The organism is Actinopolymorpha cephalotaxi (assembly GCF_013408535.1).
Classification (GTDB): Bacteria; Actinomycetota; Actinomycetes; order Propionibacteriales; family Actinopolymorphaceae; genus Actinopolymorpha; species Actinopolymorpha cephalotaxi.
Genome location: NZ_JACBZA010000001.1, coordinates 1,459,058 through 1,477,724, shown reverse-complemented (window position 1 = coordinate 1,477,724; position 18,667 = coordinate 1,459,058). Strand labels below are relative to the sequence as shown.

Sequence of the window (18,667 nt, the reverse complement as noted above, 5' to 3'; positions counted from 1 at the left end):
GCCCGATGATCGGTCGGACCATGCGCGTCGGCAACACCTGATCGCCACGATTACCGATTCGCAATCCGGCGGATGTCGTCCGAACCGCCGAAATCGGGCGTCCGGGCCGGCTCAGGCGAGCGACACCAGGTCGGCGTAGTCGGCGTTCCACAGGTCCTCGACGCCGTCGGGGAGCAGCAGGACACGCTCGGGTTCGAGCGCCTCGACCGCGCCCTCGTCGTGGGTGACGAGCACGATCGCACCCTTGTAGGACCTGATCGCGCCCAGGATCTCCTGCCGCGACACCGGGTCGAGGTTGTTCGTCGGCTCGTCCAGCAGCAGGACGTTGGCGCTCGAGCACACCAGCCGGGCCAGTGCCAGCCGGGTCTTCTCCCCGCCGGAGAGCACCCCGGCCGGCTTGTCCACGTCGTCGCCGGAGAACAGGAACGAGCCGAGCACCTTGCGCGCCTCGGTGTCGGTGAGGTGCGGCGCCTCGGCCAGCATGTTCTCCCGGACCGTACGCGTGGTGTCGAGCGTCTCGTGCTCCTGGGCGTAGTAGCCGAGCCGGAGGCCGTGACCCGGCACCACCTCGCCGGTGTCGGGCCGCTCGACCCCGGACAGCACCCGGAGCAGAGTCGTCTTCCCCGCGCCGTTCAGCCCGAGGACGACCACCCGGCTGCCCTTGTCCACGGCCAGGTCGACGTCGCTGAACACCTCCAGCGAGCCGTACGACTTCGACAGCTCCTGCGCTGTCAACGGCGTCTTGCCACAGGGCGCGGGCTCCGGCAGCCTGATCCTGGCCACCCGGTCGGCCTTGCGCTCGGCCTCCAGCCCGGAGACCATCCGCTCGGCCCGGCGGGCCATGTTCTTGGCCGCGGTCGCCTTCGTCGCCTTGGCCCGCATCTTGTCCGCCTGGGCCATCAGCGCGTTCGCCTTGCGCTCGGTGTTGGTGCGCTCGCGCCTGCGCCGCCGCTCGTCGGTCTCGCGCTGGTCGAGGTAGGTGCGCCACCCGACGTTGTAGACGTCCAGCTCCGCGCGGTTGGCGTCCAGGTGAAAGACGCGGTTGACAGTCGCCTCGAGCAGGCCGACGTCGTGGCTGATCACCACCAGGCCGCCCTTGTAGGAGCGGAGGTACTCCCGCAGCCAGGTGACCGAGTCGGCGTCGAGGTGGTTGGTCGGCTCGTCGAGGAGCAGGGTGTCGGAGCCGGAGAACAGGATCCGGGCCAGCTCGATCCGGCGCCGCTGACCGCCGGAGAGGGTGCGCAGCGGCTGGGCCAGGACGCGTTCGGGAAGGCCCAGGCTCGCGGTGACCTGGGCGGCCTCGGACTCGGCGGCGTACCCGCCGCGGGCGAGGAACTCCTCCTCGGCCCGGGCGTACTTCCGCATCGCGCGGTCGGTGCCGTTGCGGGCGCCGACGCCGGCCATCTCCAGCTCGGCGGAGCGGAGCTGGTCGACCACCTGGTCCAGACCGCGTGCAGACAGCACGCGGTCGCGGGCGGTGATGTCGAGATCGCCGGTACGAGGGTCCTGCGGGAGATAGCCGACCGAGCCGGACCTGGTGACGGTGCCGGCGGCCGGCTGGCCCTCGCCGGCGAGGACTCGGGTGAGGGTCGTCTTGCCGGCGCCGTTGCGGCCGACCAGGCCCACCCGGTCGCCGGCGGCGACGCGGAAGGAGAGGTCGGAGAGGAGAAGACGGGCGCCGGCACGAAGTTCGAGACTGCTAACGGTAATCAAGGGGGAACGCTCCGGAGTCGAACGGACACAGGGGACACGTGGGCAACGGAGTGTCCGGTCACGCAATCCGGATGAGCATGTCCGCCAGTGTAGAGGCCGATCTCGGTGAGCCGCGACCCGGTTGTTCCGGGTGAGCCGCGACCCGGCGGTGGCCCGGCGGTGGAGGCCCTGGTTGTGGGGTCACGCCAAGCGGCAGGACCGGACGTTGGCGCGGAGGGCAGGTCGGACCGGCGGGCCGGCCGCATACCCTCGATGCGGCCCCGCTGTCCGGACTGCTTTCTGGGCCGGACCGAACCACGAGGAGTTCCACTGATGACACCCCACCGCCGGCTACCCACCCGCGACCTGGCGCTGATCGCGCTGTTCGCGGCCCTGATCGCGGTGCTCGGGCTGCCGGGATCGATCGCGCTGTTCGGCAGTGCCGTGCCGATCACCGCGCAGTCGCTCGGGCCGATGCTGGCCGGGTCGATCCTGGGTGCGCGCCGCGGGCTGCTGGCGACGCTGACGTTCTGCGCGCTCGTCCTGGCCGGGCTGCCGCTGCTGGCCGGAGGGCGGGGCGGGCTCGGGGTACTGGCCGGTGCGTCGGCGGGCTACTTCGTGGGCTTCCCCCTGGGCGCCTGGGTGACCGGCTGGCTGACCGAACGCCTGCTCCCCCGCTACCGGGCGTACAGCATCCCGGCCGGGCTGGTCGCCAACGTCGTCGGCGGCATCGTCGTGGTGTACGCGATCGGCGTTCCGGTGCAGGCGTGGCGGTCGGGCACGACCGGGCTGGTGGCCACGCTGGTCGCGGCGGCGGTGTTCCTGCCCGGCGATCTGATCAAGGCGGTGCTCGCGACGCTGGTCGCCCGCGGTGTGCACGCGGGCTACCCGACGCTGGGTACGGCCGAGCCCGAGGGCCCCGCCGACGATGACGAGCCGGCCGGGGCCTCGGACGACGCCACCGATCCCGGGGGCGAGAAGCCGACCGGCTCCACCCGCCGCACCCGGCGATAACGTTCGCCTCGATGCCCATCTCCCGCGACGTACGCCGCCGGGCGGCCGCCGAGCCGGACCGGCCGGCGCTGGTCGGTGCGTCCGGGACGGTCAGCTACGGCGAGTTGGCGGCCCGCGCCGAAACCCGGTCCGAGGCGCTCGCCGCGTCCGGTGTCGCCGCCGGGCACGCCGTCGTCTGCGCGGAGTCCGAGCCGGCCGACCTGCTGGCCGCCGTCCTCGCCGCCGACCTGCTGGAGGCGGCCGCCGTGGTCGCCGACGCCGACTGGCCGGATGCCGTACGCGAGTCCGCGGTGGACGCCGCCCGCGCACTGGTGGACCGGCACGGCACCGCCGTGAGCCTGGTGGTGTTCACCTCCGGCAGCACCGGCACGCCCCGGCCGGTGGCGCGTTCCCGCCGGTCGTGGACGTTCAGCTTCCCGACGTTCTCCGCGCTCACCGGCGTCGGCGCGCAGGACACGGTGCTGGTCCCCGGCCGGTTGTCCGGAAGCCTGTTCCTGTACGGCGCCCTGCACGCGCTGACCGTGGGCGCGGCCGTGCACGCGCTGCCTTCCTGGTCGCCCATCGAGGCCGCCCGGGCCTGCGCGTCCTGCACCGCCGTGCACCTGGTGCCGAGCATGCTCGCCGAACTGCTGGACCGGCTCGACCCGGCGACCAGCCGGCTGCGGACCGTCGTGTGCGGCGGGGCCCACCTCGACCCCGGCGTCCGCGCGGCGGCCGTCGAGGCGGGAGTGGAGGTGGTCGACTACTACGGCGCGGCCGAGCTCTCCTTCGTGGCGATCCGCAGGCCCGGTCTGCCACCGGACCGGCTGCGGCCGTTCCCCGAGGTGGCCGTCGACGTCCGCGACGGCGTGATCTGGGCCCGCGGCCCCTACCTCGCGCTCGGGCTGGACCGCGACCCCGACGGGTTCGCCACGGTCGGCGACCACGGCGTACGCCACGACGACGGAACGCTGTCGGTGCACGGCCGCGGCGACGCGGCGATCACCACCGGCGGGGCGACCGTCGTCGCCGAGGCGGTCGAACACGTGCTGCGGCAGGTGCCCGGCGTGGCCGAGGTGGCCTGCGTCGGTACGCCGCACGAACGGCTGGGGCAGGTCGTCGCCGCCGTCGTCGAACCCCGGCCGGACCGCGCACCCGCCCTGGCCGAGCTGCGGGCGGCCGCGGCGTCGGGCCTGCCGGCCACGGACCGGCCACGGCTCTGGTATGCCGTCGACCGGCTCCCCCGTACCCCCGCCGGCAAGGTGGCCCGGGCCGAGGTCGGCGCCGGCCTGCGTGACGGCACGCTCGGCGCCCGGGTGCTGACGTGAGCCTCGGTTCCGGCTCCGTCCCCGGCACCGCTCCGGTCCTGGTGGCCGCCCGGCGCACACCGCTGGCCACGGCGGGCCGCGGCCTCGCCCGGCTGTCCGCCGACGAACTCGCCGCGCCGGTGCTGCGCGCCCTGCTCACCGACCTCGGGATCCCCGTCGATCCGGACGCCGCGCCGGACGCGGAGGGGGGCGTCGGGCCGAGCGCCCTGGTCGCGGACGTGATCCTCGGCAACACGATGGGCCCCGGCGGGAACGTCGCCCGGGTGGCGGCCCTGCGCGCCGGGCTCGGCCCGGCCGTACCCGGCCTGACGGTCGACCGCCAGTGCGGCAGCGGCCTGGAGGCGGTGACGCTGGCGGCCGGTCAGGTCCGGGCGGGCCGGGGCAACCTGTACCTCGCCGGCGGGGTGGAGAGCGCGTCCACCGCTCCGGTGCGGGCGTGGCGGCCGGACACCCCGGGCGAGGAACCACGCCCGTACGACCGCGCGCCGTTCGCTCCCCCGCCGTACGCCGACCCGGAGATGGGCGCGGCCGCCGACCTGATCGCCCGCGAGGCCGGGATCGGCCGGGAACGCCAGGACGCCTACGCCGCGCGCAGCCATGCCCGGGCGGTGGCGGCCGCGGCGGCCGGGCGGTTCGCCACCGAGATCGTCCCGTTGGCCGGATGCGACCGCGACGACCGTCCCCGAGCCGGGCTGGACGTGACCCGGCTGGCGCGGCTGCGGCCGGCGTTCGTCCCCTTCGACGAGGGCGGGACGGTCACCGCGGGCAACTCCTGCGGCGTCAACGACGGTGCGGCCGCCGTCGCCGTCGTCTCCGAACGACTGCGCGCCGCCCGCGGCTGGGCCGGGCTGCGGCTGGTCGACTGGGTGTGCACCGGCACCGACCCCGGCCGGCCCGGGCTGGGGCCGGTGTCCGCCGTACGCACCCTGCTGGACCGACAGGGACTCAAGCTCGCCGACGTGGGGGCGATCGAGTTCGTGGAGGCCTTCGCCGGGCAGGTGCTCGCCTGCGCCGACGCGCTCGACCTGGACCCGGAACGCATCTGCCCCGACGGCGGCGCGCTGGCGCTCGGCCACCCGTGGGGCGCGAGTGGCGCGGTCGTCCTGGTCCGGCTGTTCTCCCGGATGGTGCGCGCCGACGGTCCCGGCCTCGGGCTCGCCGCGGTCGCGGTCGGCGGCGGGATGGGACTGGCCGCGCTGGTGGCCAGGGTACCCGCCGGCAGCCCCGCCGGCACGTCCGCCGGCAGGTCCGACGGGGCCCGGCCGTGATCGAGCTCCGCGGCGTCTCCCACCGGTACGGCCCGCGGACCGTGCTGTCCGGGCTCGACCTCCAGCTCTCCGAACGCCGCATCGGCGTCGTCGGCGCCAACGGCTCGGGCAAGTCCACCTTCGCGCGGCTGCTCAACGGCCTGGTGCTGCCGACCCGCGGGCAGGTGCTGGTGGACGGCTACGACACGCGGACGGCCGGCCGGGAGGTGCGCCGCCGGGTCGGGTTCGTGTTCAGCGACGCGGAAGCCCAGGTGGTGATGCCCACGGTGGCCGAGGACGTCGCGTTCGGGCTGCGCCGGTCCGGGCTGTCCCGGGCCCAGATCGCCGAACGGGTGGACGCCGCGCTGTCGGCGTACGGCCTCGCGGAGTACGCCGACCACCCGGCCCACCTGCTCTCCGGCGGGCAGACCCAGCTGCTGGCACTGGCCGGCGTCCTGGTCACCGAACCCGGCACCCTGGTCTGCGACGAGCCGACCACGCTGCTCGACCTGCGCAACGCGCGGATGGTCACCGCGCTGCTGGCCTCGCTGCCCCAGCGGGTCGTGCTGGTCACCCACCACCTGCCGCTGCTGGCCGGGTTCGACCGGGTGCTGGTGCTGCACGAGGGCCGGCTGGTCGCCGACACCGACCCGGCCTCGGCGGTCGCGGCGTACGAGGAGCTGCTGGCGTGAGCGGGTCCTCCTACGCCGGCACGCTCGGGCTGTACCAGCCGGGCGGCTCGCTGTTGCACCGCGCGCCCGCCGGCGCGAAGCTCGCGGGCCTGGCGGTGGCCGCGGTCGGCGTACTGCGGATCACCACCGTGCCCACCCTCGCCCTGGCGTTCGCGGCGACGTTGCTGGCCGCCGGGCTCGCCCGGATTCCCTGGCGGGTGGGCCTCGCCCAGCTGCGGCCGGTGCTGTGGTTCGCGGTGCCGCTGCTGGCGTTCCAGTGGGTGACCGCCGGGCCGCACCGGGCGGTGCTGGTCGTCGGGCAGCTGCTGTTGATGGTCACGCTGGCGGCGCTGGTCACGCTCACCACCCGGGTGTCGGCGATGCTGGACACGTTCGAGGCGTGCCTGCGCCCGCTGCGGCGGGTGGGGGTGAGCCCGGCCCGGGTGGCGCTGGTGCTGGCGCTGACGGTGCGCTGCGTACCCCTGGTCGCCCAGACCTTCGCCGAGACCCGGGAGGCGCAGCGGGCCCGCGGCCTGGAACGCAGCCCGGCCGCACTGGTCGTCCCGCTCGTCATCCGGTTGCTCAAACGGGCCGACGCGATCGGTGAGGCACTGGCCGCCCGCGGCGTCGACGACGACCCCGATGACCCCGATGCCGGGCCGGGTCAGGCGGGTGGAGGTTCGGCCCGGGTGAGGTAGGCCGCGACGCCCTCCCGGGTGGCGCCGAGCTGTTCGGAGATCGACCACGCGGCGGCGACGACCAGCGGGGCGTACTCCTCCATGCGTTCCTCCGGCATCCGCCCGGCCGGCGCGGAGACGCTGAGCGAGGCGACGGGCAGGTCTGCGCCGTCGAACACGGCCGCGGCGAGCGTACGGATCCCCGAGGTGCGTTCGGCCCGGGAGAACGCGACGTTGCGCCGGCGGATGCCGACCAGTTGCTTGCGCAGCACGTCCGGCTCAGTGGGATCGGCGGGGTCGGCAGTGCCAGCAGGGTCAGCAGGGTTGGCCAATGAGGTGTCCCGGGTCCCGGCGGTGACCGGCCGGGCGAGCACCAGTTCCTGCACGTCGTACGGCAGGGCGGCGAGCAGCACCTTGCCGGGCGCGCCGAGCGGCAGCGGGATCGGGGCGCCGAACTCGGTGTAGGTACGCCGCAGCGGATGGCGGCTCTCCACCTGGTCGATGACCGCGCGTTCGCGGGTGGGCAGGAGCACGTGCAGGCCGACCGTCTCCTCCACCTCGTCGCGCAGCCGGGTCATCACCGGGCGGGCGGCGTCGAGGACGCTGGCCGGTGCGGCGCCGACCCTTGCCAGCCGCAGCAGCAGGGGGCCGAGCGCGTAGCGGCGGTCGCGGGACTGGCGGACGAGGCCGTTGTCCTGCAGCGCGCTGAGCAGCCGGTGGGTGGTGCTCGTCGACAGGCCAGTGCGGCGCGCGATGTCGCTGATGCCGAGCTCGGGATGCGCGGTGTCGAAACAGCGCAGGATGACGACGGCGCGATCGATGGACTGTACGCCGCGGCGCCGCCCGGACGTCGCGGCCTTCATCGATGTCATCGATGTGGTCGCTGCCACGGCTGCCGTGGCTGTCGTGGGAGTCGGGGACGTCGCGGCCGGTTCGTTCGGCGAATCCTCGCGATTCGTTTGACCTCACCCTTCCGGCGGTGCGTAGGCGGTGCGTCGGTGGTGCGCAGTCACGGGGGTCCTGAATTGCGAGAGATTATCCCACTTGGCGGCATTGACCGGCAGCGTTTCCGGCGACGGACATCACCGGCAGCGACCCCCTGCTGCCCGGTCGTACGCGAGGACGACCACCCCGTGCGGTCGGCCGGCATCCTCACGCGGCGCCGAACCGGCCGGTTCGCGCACCTCGCCCCGGACCCCGCCAGCGGATAACCTGCGAGCGCGAACCGGGCGGAGCCCGGGCGGTGAGAGGAGCCGGCGTGCACGTAGGTCTGATTCTCCCGATGGGTGACGAGCAGGAGCCCGGAGTTCCCCGCGGCTACGCCGGCATCCGCGACCTCGCGGTCCGGGCCGAGGCGCAGGGCCTGGACTCGATCTGGGTCTACGACCACCTCGTCGGTGACTCCACCGACGACGGTGCGGGCTCCCCGTGGGAGGCCTGGACCATGCTCACCGCACTGGCCGAGGCCACCTCGACCGTCCGCCTGGGCGCCCTGGTGCTGTGCACGGCGTTCCGCCCGCCCGGCGTACTGGCCCGGATGGCCGACACCCTGCAGGAGGTCAGCGGCGGCCGGCTGGTCCTCGGCCTCGGCGCGGGCTGGCACGAGCCGGAGTTCCAGGCGTTCGACCTGCCCTTCGACCACCGGGTGGGCCGGTTCGACGAGGCTCTGCAGATCATCACCACGATGCTGCGCAGCGGGCGGGCCACCTTCTCCGGTGAGTACCACCGGGTGCAGGACGCACCCGTGCGCGACCGCCCCGACCGTCCGGTGCCGCCGGTGCTGGTGGCGGGTGTCCGGCCGCGGATGCTCGGCCTCGCCGCGCAGTACGCCGACCAGTGGAACCTCGCGTGGTTCGGGCTGCCCGGCGAGCGTTTCCGCCAGGCCAACGCCGCGCTCGACCAGGCCTGCCGCGACATCGACCGCGATCCGGCCACGCTGGCCCGCACCGCGGGTGTGCAGGTGGCCGCGCCGACCGCCGCCAATGCCGGGGAGTTGCCGGAGCGGCTGATCCGGGGCGACGTGGACGACGTGGCCGAGGCGTTCGCCGCCTGGGAGGCCGAGGGGGTCTCGGAGCTGATCTGCTCACCGGACCCGGCCGACGCCGACACGGTGACGTTGATCGCCGACGCCTGCGCGCGCTACCGGGAGAACGCCGCTCGTTCGGCCGGCGCTTCCGCGCCCGCTCGGTAGCCAGGGCTCGTACGGCGATGGTTCAGGCGGGTTCGGCCGGATCGGTGAGGCGCAGTCGTACGGCACGGAACCGCTCCGGCGTCGCCCGCAGCACGGCGAGCTTCGGGTCGGGGACGTCCAGGTGCGGGCCGGTCACGAGTTCGCGCAGCGGCGCCAGCCGAGGGTCCTGCAGCACCTGACCCACCGCCCGGCGGTCACCGCCGACCACCACGGCGGCCAGGTCGGACAGGTGCGGCAGCACCACCCGGGCCGTCACGTCGGCCGCCGCCGCGAACGCCTCCCGGGCCTGCTTCTCCCGGCGCCGGGCGAACCGCTGCTGCGACCAGCCACCGGCGGCCGTGCGGCCCTGCACCAACCGCGAACCGACCTTGGAGACCCGCAGCGCCGCGCCGTCGAACACTCCCGCGGCGTACCCGCCCATCCGCACCAGCACCACGGCGACCGTGCGGTCCCGGGCAACGTGCGCGACCAGTCCGGCGTACGGCAGGTCCTGATCCGACCCCGGCTGGTCGGCGGAGAGCGGCGGGAAGGGCACGTCGACCTCCACCCGGGCACCGTCGGCGGCGTACACCGTCACCGACGTGCGGTCGGCGGACACCTCGACGGGCCCGCGGGCCGAACCCTCACCCTCCGGCGCCTCCGCCCCGCCGGACGCCACCACCGGCCCGCCGTGCCGGGTGAGAAAACCCGCCAGCCAGCGGTCGAGCCGCTCCGGCCCGACCGTCAGCTCGCGGGTGGTTTCCCCTGCGCCGGAAGGCTTTCCGGACGCCGGCCCGGAGGCCGGATCAGACGTTGAAGCCGAGGGCACGCAGCTGTTCCCGACCCTCGTCGGTGATCTTGTCCGGGCCCCACGGCGGCATCCAGACCCAGTTGATCCGGAACGCCTGCACGATGCCGTCGAGGGCGACCTGCGTCTGGTCCTCGATCACGTCGGTCAGCGGGCACGCGGCCGAGGTGAGGGTCATGTCGATGGTCGCCACGCCCTCGTCGTCCAGGCTCACGCCGTACACCAGGCCGAGGTCGACGACGTTGATGCCCAGTTCCGGGTCGACGACGTCCTTCATCGCCTCGAGCAGGTCGTCCTCGCTCGTCTTCACGGCCTCGCTCATCGGCCGGCTCCCTTCTCGTCGGTCTCGTCGGGCTCGTCTGTGTCATTGGGCTCGTTGGGCTCGGCGGGCTCGTCGTGGTCCGCCTGCGCCTTCGCGGTCGCGTCCTTCCACGCCATCCAGGACAGCAACGCGCACTTGATCCGGGCGGGGTACTTGGACACGCCGGCGAACGCGATGCCGTCCTCCAGCACGTCCTCGTCGGGTTCGAGCTGCCCCTTGGACTGCATCAGCGTGAGGAACTCGTCGTGCAGCCGCAAGGCTTCCTTGACGGTCTTGCCGTTGATCAGGTCGTACATCACCGACGCCGACGCCTGGCTGATCGAGCACCCCATGCTGTCGTACGACACGTCCGCGACCGTCGCGCCGGTGCCCTCGCCCTCCAGGTGCACCCGCAGCGTCACCTCGTCACCGCAGGTGGGATTGACGTGGTAGACCTCGGCCTCGAACGGCTCCCGCAGGCCCTTGCCGTGCGGGTTCTTGTAGTGGTCCAGGATGATGTCCTGGTACAACGCCTCGACCTGCATCAGGTCAGCACCGTCCTGTCGTCTGCTGCTGTCAGCTCGTGGTGGTCGCGCCGGAACCGCCCGACCGCCCGCTCGTCCCCACCGCCGGGTCGGCGACGCCGAAGAACCGCCGCACCTGCTCGATCCCGTCGGCGAGCACGTCGACCTCGGCGCGGTTGTTGTAGAGGTAGAACGTCGCCCGGGTGGTGGCCGGAATCTTGTAGCGGCGCACGATCGGCCAGGCGCAGTGGTGCCCGACGCGCACCATGATGCCCAGCTCGTCGAGCACCTGGCCCACGTCGTGCGGGTGGATCTCGTCGACCACGAAGGACACCGCACCGCCGCGTGCCTCCGCGGTCGGCGGCCCGATGATCCGCACGCCGGGGATCGCCGGCAGGCGTTCCAGCGCGTACGCCGTGAGGTCGCGTTCGTGCGCCTCGACCGCCTCCATGCCCACGGACTGGAGGTAGTCGACCGCGGCACCGAGGCCGATGACCTGCGCGATGTTGGGTACGCCGGCCTCGAACCGCTGCGGCGGCGGGGCGAAGGTCGTCCCCTCCATCCGCACCACCTCGATCATCGACCCGCCGGTGAGGAACGGCGGCATCGCGGCCAGCAGCTCGTGCCGGCCGACGAGGACGCCGACGCCGGTGGGCCCGAGCATCTTGTGGCCGGAGAACACCAGGAAGTCCACGTCCAGCGCGGCGAAGTCGACCGGCTGGTGCGGCACCGACTGCGCGGCGTCCAGCACCACCAGGGCGCCGACGGCGCGCGCGCGGGGCACGATCAGGTCGAGCGGGTTGACCGTGCCGAGCACGTTGGACTGGTGGGTCAGCGCCACCAGCTTGGTGCGCTCGTTGATCAGCTGGTCGATCTGGGACAGGTCCAGCCGGCCCTCGTCGGTCAGCCCGAACCACCGCAGGGTCGCGCCGGTGCGCCGGCACAGCTCCTGCCAGGGAACGAGGTTGGCGTGGTGCTCCATCTCGGTGACGAGCACCTCATCGCCCGGTCCGATCCGGAAGCGCTCGGCCTCCGGCCCGGCGGTGGCGGCGTTGCTCATCGCGTACGCCACGAGGTTGATGCCCTCGGTGGCGTTCTTGGTGAACACCACCTCGTCCACCCCGGCACCGACGAACGCGGCGATCCGGGCCCGCGCGGACTCGTAGAGGTCGGTCGCCTCCTCGGCGAGCCGGTGCGCGCCCCGGTGCACCGCGGCGTTGTGCTGTTCGTAGAAGTCCCGCTCGGCGTCGAGCACCTGGCGCGGCTTGTGCGAGGTGGCCCCGCTGTCGAGGTAGACCAGCGGCCGGCCACCGGGCATGACCCGCTCGAGGATCGGGAAGTCCTTGCGGATCCGCTCCACGTCCAGGCCGGTCCGGTCCACGGTCACGACGACGTGCCTGCCTTCTGGTAGCCGGCGTACCCCTCGGCCTCCAGCTTCTCGGCGAGCTCGGGGCCGCCCTCCTCCGCGACCCGGCCGTCGACGAAGACGTGCACGTAGTCGGGAGTGATGTAGCGCAGGATGCGGGTGTAGTGGGTGATCAGCAGGACACCCTTGTCACCCTTGCCGTGGAAGCGGTTGACGCCGTCGGAGACGACCTTCAGGGCGTCGATGTCCAGGCCGGAGTCGGTCTCGTCCAGGATCGCGAACTTCGGGTCGAGCAGCTCCAGCTGCGCGATCTCGTGCCGCTTCTTCTCACCGCCGGAGAAGCCCTCGTTGACGTTGCGCTGCGCGAAGTCGGATCCCATGCCGAGCTGCTGCAGGGCGCCGTTGACGTCCTTCACCCAGCTGCGCAGGTTGGGCGCCTTGCCGTCGACGGCGGTCTTGGCCGTACGCAGGAAGTTGGCCACGGACACCCCGGCCACCTCGACGGGGTACTGCATGGCGAGGAAGAGGCCGGCACGGGCGCGCTCGTCCACGCTCAGGGACAGCACGTCCTCGCCGTCCAGGGTGACCGTGCCGCGGGTGATCTGGTACTTCGGGTGGCCGGCGATGGAGTAGGCCAGCGTCGACTTGCCCGACCCGTTGGGACCCATGATCGCGTGGGTCTCCCCCGACCTCACGGTCAGGTTGACCCCGCGCAGGATCTCCTTCGGGCCGGACTCGGTCTCGACGGAGACGTGCAGGTCGCGGATCTCGAGGGTGCTCACGGATTCAGGCTCCAGTTCTTGCGGGGTCAGGCTTGGGAGTTCAGCGGGTGGTGGACGTCGACCAGCACGTCGTCGCCGTCGATCTTCACGGGGTAGACCGGCACCGGCTCGGTGGCCGGGAGTCCGGTCGGGGCGCCGGAGTTCAGGTCGAACCGCGAGCCGTGCAGCCAGCACTCGATCTCGCCGTCCTCGACCTCGCCCTCCGACAGCGCCACCTCCGCGTGCGAGCAGACGTCGTGGATCGCGTGGACGTCGCCCTCGCTGCTGCGGACGACCGCGACGGGCACACCGTCGACGACGACGGGGAGCGCCCCGACGTCGGGAAGGTCGGCCAGCGGGCAGGCGCGCAGGTAGTCGGTCACGCTCCCACCTCCGGCGAGGACGCGGCCGGTGCCAGCGGCACCGCGGTGGAGGAGGCCGGCGGCAAGCCGACGTTGCGCTCGAGCTCCTCCTCGACGTGGCCCATCAGCCGCTCGCGCAGCTCGGGGACGCCGATGTGACGGATGAGGTCGGCGAAGAAGCCGTGCACGACCAGCCGGCGGGCCTCGTCGGCCGGCACGCCGCGCGACTGGAGGTAGAACAGCTGCTCGTCGTCGAACCGGCCGGTGGCGCTGGCGTGGCCCGCGCCCTCGATCTCGCCGGTCTCGATCTCCAGGTTAGGTACGGAGTCCGCGCGGCAGCCGTCTGTCAACATCAGGTTGCGGTTGTGCTCGTACGTCTGGATTCCCTCGGCCACCTTGCGGATCAGCACGTCGCCGACCCACACGGTGTGCGCGCCCTTGCCCTGCAGCGCGCCCTTGTACTCGACGTTGCTGCGGGTGTGCGGCTGGTTGTGATCGACGAACAGCCGGTGCTCGAGGTGCTGGTCGGCGTCGGCGAAGTACAGGCCGAGCGCCTCGACCTCACCGCCCGGACCGGCGTAGGACAGGTGGGTGTGCAGGCGTACGAGGTCGCCGCCGAAGGTCACCACGACGTGCCGGACGTGGGAGTCCCGGCCGATCAGCAGCGCCTGGTGCCCGGCGTGCACGGCGTCGTCGGCCCAGTCCTGCACCGACACCAGCGTCACCTTGGCGCCGTCGCCGACGGACAGCTCGACGTTGTCGGCGTAGGTCGCCGAGCCCACGTGGTCGAGGACCACGACCGCCTCGGCGTACGCCTGGACGTCGACGAAGGTGTGGCCGTAGCTCGCACCATCCGCCGCCTCGCCGCGCACGGTCACCACCACGGGCTCGGCCGGGCGCGCCTCGGCCGGGACGGTCACCACGGTGGCCTGCGCGAACGACGTCCACGCCTGGGCGCTCACCCGGTCGCCGGGCTTGTGCACCGAGCCGAGCCGCCGGTCGTCGCGACCCACGGTCTCCACCCGGACCTCCGGGCCCGCGGACACGTCGACGACCACCTTGCCGGTGGCCTCCGCCGAACCGTCGTTAAGTCCACGCAGCCGCTTCAGCGGGGTGAACCGCCACACCTCTTCCCGGCCCGTCGGGACCGGGTGGTCGGCCAGGTCGAAGGAGCCCTCCGGGTGCAGGTGGGACGCGGGCTTGGCGTCCGCGCCCGCGCCGTGGGAGTGCGCCTGGCCGGCCGAGCCCGCGGGGGTCGGCGGCGGGCCGGCGGCCGCGCCGGTGTCGGGCGAGAGCACCTGGGACGCCACGGCTGCGCGTTCCTGCGCGGCCTCGGCGCCGGTGTGGGTCTGGTCGTGATCGGGCATGTCGGGTGTCGCTCTCACCTTCTCGTCGTACCAACAGGTCGTCGGCCGCGGTGTGGTGCGGCCCGCCGGGGCGAACCGGAGTCGCCGGCGGCCGCACCGCCACCGCGGGGTTCAGCCGACGGACCCCTCCATCTGCAGCTCGATCAGCCGGTTCATCTCCAGCGCGTACTCCATCGGCAGCTCACGCGCGATGGGCTCCACGAAGCCGCGCACGATCATCGCCATCGCCTCGTCCTCGTTGAGCCCGCGGCTCATGAGGTAGAAGAGCTGGTCGTCGGTCACCTTGGAGACCGTGGCCTCGTGCGCCATCTCCACGTCGTCCTCGCGGACGTCGACGTAGGGATAGGTGTCGGACCGGCTCACCTGGTCGACCAGCAGCGCGTCGCACTTCACCGTGCTCTTGGAGTGGTCGGCGCCGTCCTGTACCTCGACCAGACCGCGGTAGGAGGTACGGCCGCCGCCGCGGGCCACCGACTTGGAGATGATCGAGGACGACGTGTGCGGCGCGCAGTGCACCATCTTGGCGCCCGCGTCCTGGTGCTGGCCCTCGCCGGCGAACGCGATGGAGAGCGTCTCGCCCTTGGCGTGCTCGCCCATGAGGTAGATCGCGGGGTACTTCATCGTGATCTTCGAGCCGAGGTTGCCGTCGACCCACTCCATCGTCGCGCCCTCGGCCGCGGTCGCCCGCTTGGTGACGAGGTTGTAGACGTTGTTGGACCAGTTCTGGATCGTGGTGTAGCGGCAGCGGGCGTTCTTCTTCACGACGATCTCGACCACAGCGGAGTGCAGCGAGTCGGTGGAGTAGATCGGTGCGGTGCAGCCCTCGACGTAGTGCACGTAGGCGCCCTCGTCGACGATGATCAGCGTCCGCTCGAACTGGCCCATGTTCTCGGTGTTGATCCGGAAGTACGCCTGCAGCGGGATCTCCACGTGCACGCCCTTCGGCACGTAGATGAACGACCCACCCGACCACACGGCGGTGTTCAGCCCGGCGAACTTGTTGTCGCCGGCCGGGATCACCGTGCCGAAGTACTCCTTGAACAGCTCCGGGTGCTCACGCAACCCGGTGTCGGTGTCGACGAAGATGACACCCTGCTCCTCGAGGTCCTCGCGGATCTTGTGGTAGACGACCTCGGACTCGTACTGCGCCGCGACACCCGCGATCAGCCGCTGCTTCTCCGCCTCGGGGATGCCCAGCTTGTCGTAGGTGTTCTTGATGTCGTCGGGCAGCTCGTCCCAGGTGGTCGCCTGCTTCTCCGTGGACCGCACGAAGTACTTGATGTTGTCGAAGTCGATCGTCGACAGGTCGGCGCCCCAGGTGGGCATCGGCTTGCGGTAGAAGAACTTCAGCCCCCGCAGCCGCATGTCGAGCATCCACTCGGGTTCGTTCTTGAGAGCGGAGATCTCCCGCACGACCTGCTCGGACAGGCCACGCTTGGCGGTCGCGCCCGCGACGTCGGAGTCGGCCCAGCCGTACTCGTAGCGGCCGATCCCCTCGAGTTCGGGATGCGCGGTCGTGCTCATGAAGAATTCCTCCCAGTCCGGGATCGAACACTGTGGGTCGTGCGGTCGTTCGTTTGGTTCGTCTGGTTCGTCGGGTTCGTCGGGTTCGTCGGGGTGGTGGTGCCTTCGGGGGCCTGCGGCCTCTCGGACCGGCCGGCCCCGCCGGGGCGGGGTACGTGGGTCGTGCACACGCCGTCCCCGTGCGCGATGGTCGCCAGGCGCTGGACGTGCCGCCCGAGCAGCCGGGAGAACACCTCCGTCTCCGCCTCGCACAGCTGCGGAAACTGTTCGGCCACGTGGGCCACCGGGCAGTGGTGCTGGCACAACTGCTCACCCGTACCCGCCGGCTCGACCGAGGCAGCGTACCCGTCCTCCGACAGCGCCTCGGCGAGCGCGGTTGTTCCCTCGTCGGCCGGGAACGCCGTGGCGACCGAGCGGTAACGCTCCTCGAGCCGGCCGACGAGCAGCCGGGCGAAAGCTTCCAGCGCGTCCTCCCCGCCGGTCTCGCGGATGTAGCGCAGGGCGCTCACCGCCAGGTCGTCGTAGGCCTGGTGGAACGCACTGCGGCCCTCGTCGGTGATGGCGAAGACCTTGGCCGGGCGCCCGCGCCCACGTGGTCCGCGAACCCGCTGCTCGCGGGCCGCGACGACGCCCTCGGCCACCATCGCGTCCAGGTGGCGGCGGATCGCGGCGGGAGTGACACCCAACTGGTCGGCGAGCGCGGCCGCCGTCTGCGGCCCACGCTCGAGGATCACCCGGGCAACGCGTTCCCGGGTGGACTCATGCCCGGCCTCGGCGTCCGCATGCGCAGCACCGCTCACCCCGGCGGGCGCGGGGCCCGGGGGTGTGGAGTGCGACGCCAACGGGGCCGGAGCCACCGTGGACGACCGGGTGTTTTTCACAACGCCATTGTGCTGTTATTCGTCCGGACAGGCTAGTGAGGCCGCCCTAAGTCCCCCGGTGTGAGGGTCCGATCCGGCTGCGACCTTGGTCACATCGAGCCGCGTTCCGGGACGAACCGGACGCCGTGCCGCACCGAATCCCGGCCGCCGGACCTCCCAGGGGCCGGACCTAGACTCCCAGAGTGGGCGATCTGGTGATCGAGATCGAGGATCTCGTGGTGCGCTACGGGCGGGGCGGCTCCGCCGTCACCGCGGTGGACGGACTGAGTCTCACCGTCCGGCAGGGCAGTGTCACCGCCTTCCTCGGCCCCAACGGCGCCGGCAAGACCTCCACGATCGAGACGGCCGAGGGCTACCGCCGGCCCGACAGCGGCCGGGTGAGCGTCCTCGGCCTGGACCCGGTGGCCGACCGGCAGGCGCTGATGCCGCGCCTCGGCGTGATGCTGCAGGAGGGCGGCGCGTGGTCGGGCGTACGGGCCGAGGAGATGATCCGGCACGTCGCCAGGCTGCACGCACATCCCCTGGACGTAGGCCTGCTGGTGGACCGGCTCGACCTCGGCAGCTGCGGGCGTACGCCGTACCGCCGGCTGTCCGGCGGGCAGAAGCAGCGCCTGGCCCTGGCCACCGCCCTGGTCGGCCGGCCCGAGCTCGTCGTTCTGGACGAGCCCACCGCCGGACTGGACCCGCACGCCCGGCGATCCACCTGGGAGCTGGTCGAGGAGCTGCGCCGCGACGGCGTGTCGCTGGTCCTCACCACGCACTACATGGAGGAGGCCGAACGCCTCGCCGACCAGGTGTACGTCATCGACCACGGCCGGGTGATCGCCTCCGGCTCCCCCGCCGAGCTGACCTCGCGGGGCGCCGCGAACTCGCTGCGCTTCCGCGGGCCGATGGGACTGGACGTCCGGTCGCTGCGGGCCGCGCTGCCGGCCGGGAGCGAGGTACGCGAACCCGCGCCGGGCAGCTATCTCGTCCTCGGCGAGATCGACCCGCACCTGCTCGCCACGGTCACCGCCTGGTGCGCCGCCAACGGCGTGCTCGCCGACGACCTCGCGGTCGAACGCCACACCCTCGAGGACGTCTTCCTCGAGCTCACCGGACGGGAGCTGCGCGCGTGAGTGCCGCCACCTTCACCCCCCGCCCCGGCGCGGCGTCGCTGCCCCGGATGGTGGTCGCCCAGGGGCTGATGGAGGCGCGGCTGCTGTTCCGCAACGGCGAACAGGTCGTCCTCGCCCTGGTCATCCCGCTGCTGCTGCTGGCCGCCGGCACGCTCGCCCCCGGACTGTCCCTCGGCCCGCAGCGGCGCATCGACGTGCTCGCGCCCGGGGTCATCGGCCTCGCGGTGATGTCCACGGCGTTCACCAGCCTGGCCATCGCCACCGCGTTCGAACGCAGGTACGGCGTGCTCAAACGGCTCGGCGTCTCCCCCCTGCCCCGCACCGGGCTGCTGGCCGGCAAGGTGCTCGCGGTCCTGATGGTGGAAGTCGTGCAGGTCGTGCTGATCGGCGCCGTGGCGTACGCCCTGGGCTGGCGGCCCAGCCTCGGCGCCGGCACCGTCGGGGCGGTCGTGGTGCTGGTGGTCGCGGGGACGAGCGCCTTCGCCGCGCTCGGGTTGCTGATGGCCGGGACCCTGCGCGCGGAGGCGACCCTGGCCGGCGCCAACCTCGTCTACCTGCTGCTGGTGGTGTGCGGCGCGACGCTGGTGCCGGTGACGTCCTACCCCGCCGCGATCCAGCCTCTGATCGGCTGGCTGCCGTCGGCGGCGCTGGCCGAGGGCCTGCGGCAGGTTCTCGGCGCGGCCGGTGCGACGGCAGTCCCTTCGTGGGGTGCCGTGGCGGGCAGCGTGGGCATCCTGGTCGCCTGGCTGCTCGCGGCGGCGCTGGCCACCTCGCGTACGTTCCGCTGGGAGTGAGCCGGGCGAACCGCCCGAGCCGGACATCCCGCCCCGGCCGGACCCGAGGGGAGCCCGAGGGGAGCCGGGGCCCGAGGGGAGCC

19 protein-coding genes are annotated in these 18,667 nt (G+C 72.9%); 8 read left to right on the top strand and 11 right to left on the bottom strand.

Going from position 1 to position 18,667, the window contains the following annotated elements:
* Positions 1-111: 111 nt before the first annotated feature.
* Positions 112-1,713, bottom strand: coding sequence for an ABC-F family ATP-binding cassette domain-containing protein (locus FHR37_RS06635; RefSeq protein WP_092882988.1), 1,602 nt, complete (start codon positions 1,711-1,713; stop codon positions 112-114).
* Positions 1,714-2,025: 312 nt separating this feature from the next.
* On the opposite strand from FHR37_RS06635, the gene FHR37_RS06630 reads away from it, so the two are divergent.
* The 5 genes from FHR37_RS06630 to FHR37_RS06610 are packed head-to-tail and all read left to right on the top strand — an operon-like array spanning position 2,026 to position 6,629.
* On the top strand, positions 2,026-2,706 hold the full coding sequence (locus FHR37_RS06630) for a biotin transporter BioY (RefSeq protein WP_092882989.1): 681 nt from the start codon (positions 2,026-2,028) through the stop codon (positions 2,704-2,706).
* An 11-nt stretch (positions 2,707-2,717) separates the two neighbouring features.
* Positions 2,718-4,013: a class I adenylate-forming enzyme family protein gene (locus FHR37_RS06625; protein WP_092882990.1), complete on the top strand. Its 1,296-nt coding sequence runs from the start codon at positions 2,718-2,720 to the stop codon at positions 4,011-4,013.
* The gene (locus tag FHR37_RS06620; RefSeq protein WP_202818029.1) at positions 4,010-5,281 is read left to right on the top strand and encodes a thiolase family protein; all 1,272 of its coding nucleotides are present in this window, start codon (positions 4,010-4,012) and stop codon (positions 5,279-5,281) included. Before FHR37_RS06625 ends, FHR37_RS06620 begins: the two co-directional genes overlap by 4 nt.
* A complete protein-coding gene (locus FHR37_RS06615) occupies positions 5,278-5,952 on the top strand; it encodes an energy-coupling factor ABC transporter ATP-binding protein (protein WP_092882991.1) in 675 nt (224 codons plus the stop codon). The genes FHR37_RS06620 and FHR37_RS06615 overlap by 4 nt, the downstream gene beginning before the upstream one ends.
* Complete coding sequence (locus FHR37_RS06610; protein WP_092882992.1) at positions 5,949-6,629, top strand: energy-coupling factor transporter transmembrane component T family protein; 681 nt, start codon at positions 5,949-5,951, stop codon at positions 6,627-6,629. The genes FHR37_RS06615 and FHR37_RS06610 overlap by 4 nt, the downstream gene beginning before the upstream one ends.
* Here FHR37_RS06610 and FHR37_RS06605 read toward each other — a convergent pair.
* Positions 6,596-7,480 carry an IclR family transcriptional regulator gene (locus tag FHR37_RS06605; RefSeq protein WP_092882993.1) on the bottom strand — a complete coding sequence of 295 codons (885 nt, stop codon included), beginning with the start codon at positions 7,478-7,480 and terminating at the stop codon, positions 6,596-6,598. The two genes, FHR37_RS06610 and FHR37_RS06605, sit on opposite strands and share 34 nt — an antisense overlap.
* 386 nt (positions 7,481-7,866) lie before the next feature.
* Here FHR37_RS06605 and FHR37_RS06600 point away from each other — a divergent pair, with 386 nt between their 5' ends.
* On the top strand, positions 7,867-8,799 hold the full coding sequence (locus tag FHR37_RS06600; protein ID WP_139238907.1) for an LLM class flavin-dependent oxidoreductase: 933 nt from the start codon (positions 7,867-7,869) through the stop codon (positions 8,797-8,799).
* 22 nt (positions 8,800-8,821) lie between these two features.
* Here FHR37_RS06600 and FHR37_RS06595 read toward each other — a convergent pair whose 3' ends face one another.
* The 9 genes from FHR37_RS06595 to FHR37_RS06555 form a co-directional block, all read right to left on the bottom strand.
* The gene (locus tag FHR37_RS06595; protein ID WP_092882995.1) at positions 8,822-9,607 is read right to left on the bottom strand and encodes an acVLRF1 family peptidyl-tRNA hydrolase; all 786 of its coding nucleotides are present in this window, start codon (positions 9,605-9,607) and stop codon (positions 8,822-8,824) included.
* Positions 9,585-9,908 carry a metal-sulfur cluster assembly factor gene (locus tag FHR37_RS06590; protein ID WP_092882996.1) on the bottom strand — a complete coding sequence of 108 codons (324 nt, stop codon included), beginning with the start codon at positions 9,906-9,908 and terminating at the stop codon, positions 9,585-9,587. The genes FHR37_RS06595 and FHR37_RS06590 overlap by 23 nt, the downstream gene beginning before the upstream one ends.
* Entirely contained in the window at positions 9,905-10,432 is a 528-nt protein-coding gene (gene sufU / locus FHR37_RS06585) for a Fe-S cluster assembly sulfur transfer protein SufU (RefSeq protein ID WP_092882997.1), read from the bottom strand. Before sufU ends, FHR37_RS06590 begins: the two co-directional genes overlap by 4 nt.
* A gap of 31 nt (positions 10,433-10,463) precedes the next feature.
* Positions 10,464-11,798, bottom strand: coding sequence for a cysteine desulfurase (locus FHR37_RS06580; protein WP_275936396.1), 1,335 nt, complete (start codon positions 11,796-11,798; stop codon positions 10,464-10,466).
* Positions 11,795-12,559: a Fe-S cluster assembly ATPase SufC gene (gene sufC, locus FHR37_RS06575; RefSeq protein ID WP_092882998.1), complete on the bottom strand. Its 765-nt coding sequence runs from the start codon at positions 12,557-12,559 to the stop codon at positions 11,795-11,797. The genes FHR37_RS06580 and sufC overlap by 4 nt, the downstream gene beginning before the upstream one ends.
* Positions 12,560-12,585: 26 nt before the next feature.
* Positions 12,586-12,921, bottom strand: a complete 336-nt coding sequence (locus FHR37_RS06570; RefSeq protein WP_092882999.1) for a non-heme iron oxygenase ferredoxin subunit — start codon at positions 12,919-12,921, stop codon at positions 12,586-12,588.
* Positions 12,918-14,285, bottom strand: coding sequence for a Fe-S cluster assembly protein SufD (gene sufD / locus FHR37_RS06565; RefSeq protein WP_237768722.1), 1,368 nt, complete (start codon positions 14,283-14,285; stop codon positions 12,918-12,920). The genes FHR37_RS06570 and sufD overlap by 4 nt, the downstream gene beginning before the upstream one ends.
* 93 nt (positions 14,286-14,378) lie before the next feature.
* A complete protein-coding gene (gene sufB / locus FHR37_RS06560) occupies positions 14,379-15,791 on the bottom strand; it encodes a Fe-S cluster assembly protein SufB (protein ID WP_092883000.1) in 1,413 nt (470 codons plus the stop codon).
* Positions 15,788-16,591, bottom strand: coding sequence for a helix-turn-helix transcriptional regulator (locus FHR37_RS06555; protein ID WP_202818048.1), 804 nt, complete (start codon positions 16,589-16,591; stop codon positions 15,788-15,790). Before FHR37_RS06555 ends, sufB begins: the two co-directional genes overlap by 4 nt.
* Positions 16,592-16,854: 263 nt before the next feature.
* Between FHR37_RS06555 and FHR37_RS06550 the strand changes: the two genes are divergently transcribed.
* Positions 16,855-17,790 (top strand): ABC transporter ATP-binding protein, encoded by a 936-nt coding sequence (locus tag FHR37_RS06550; RefSeq protein ID WP_092883001.1) that lies wholly within the window; start codon positions 16,855-16,857, stop codon positions 17,788-17,790.
* A complete protein-coding gene (locus FHR37_RS06545; protein ID WP_092883002.1) occupies positions 17,787-18,584 on the top strand; it encodes an ABC transporter permease in 798 nt (265 codons plus the stop codon). Before FHR37_RS06550 ends, FHR37_RS06545 begins: the two co-directional genes overlap by 4 nt.
* Positions 18,585-18,667: the final 83 nt, after the last annotated feature.

Bases quoted from the DNA above. Each gene is read 5' to 3' on its own strand.
- sufU (WP_092882997.1), bottom strand. From the start codon at position 10,432: ATGCAGGTCGAGGCGTTGTACCAGGACATCATCCTGGACCACTACAAG.
- sufB (WP_092883000.1), bottom strand. From the start codon at position 15,791: ATGAGCACGACCGCGCATCCCGAACTCGAGGGGATCGGCCGCTACGAG.
- FHR37_RS06630 (WP_092882989.1), top strand. From the start codon at position 2,026: ATGACACCCCACCGCCGGCTACCCACCCGCGACCTGGCGCTGATCGCG.
- FHR37_RS06605 (WP_092882993.1), bottom strand. From the start codon at position 7,480: ATGACATCGATGAAGGCCGCGACGTCCGGGCGGCGCCGCGGCGTACAG.
- FHR37_RS06590 (WP_092882996.1), bottom strand. From the start codon at position 9,908: ATGAGCGAGGCCGTGAAGACGAGCGAGGACGACCTGCTCGAGGCGATG.
- FHR37_RS06625 (WP_092882990.1), top strand. From the start codon at position 2,718: ATGCCCATCTCCCGCGACGTACGCCGCCGGGCGGCCGCCGAGCCGGAC.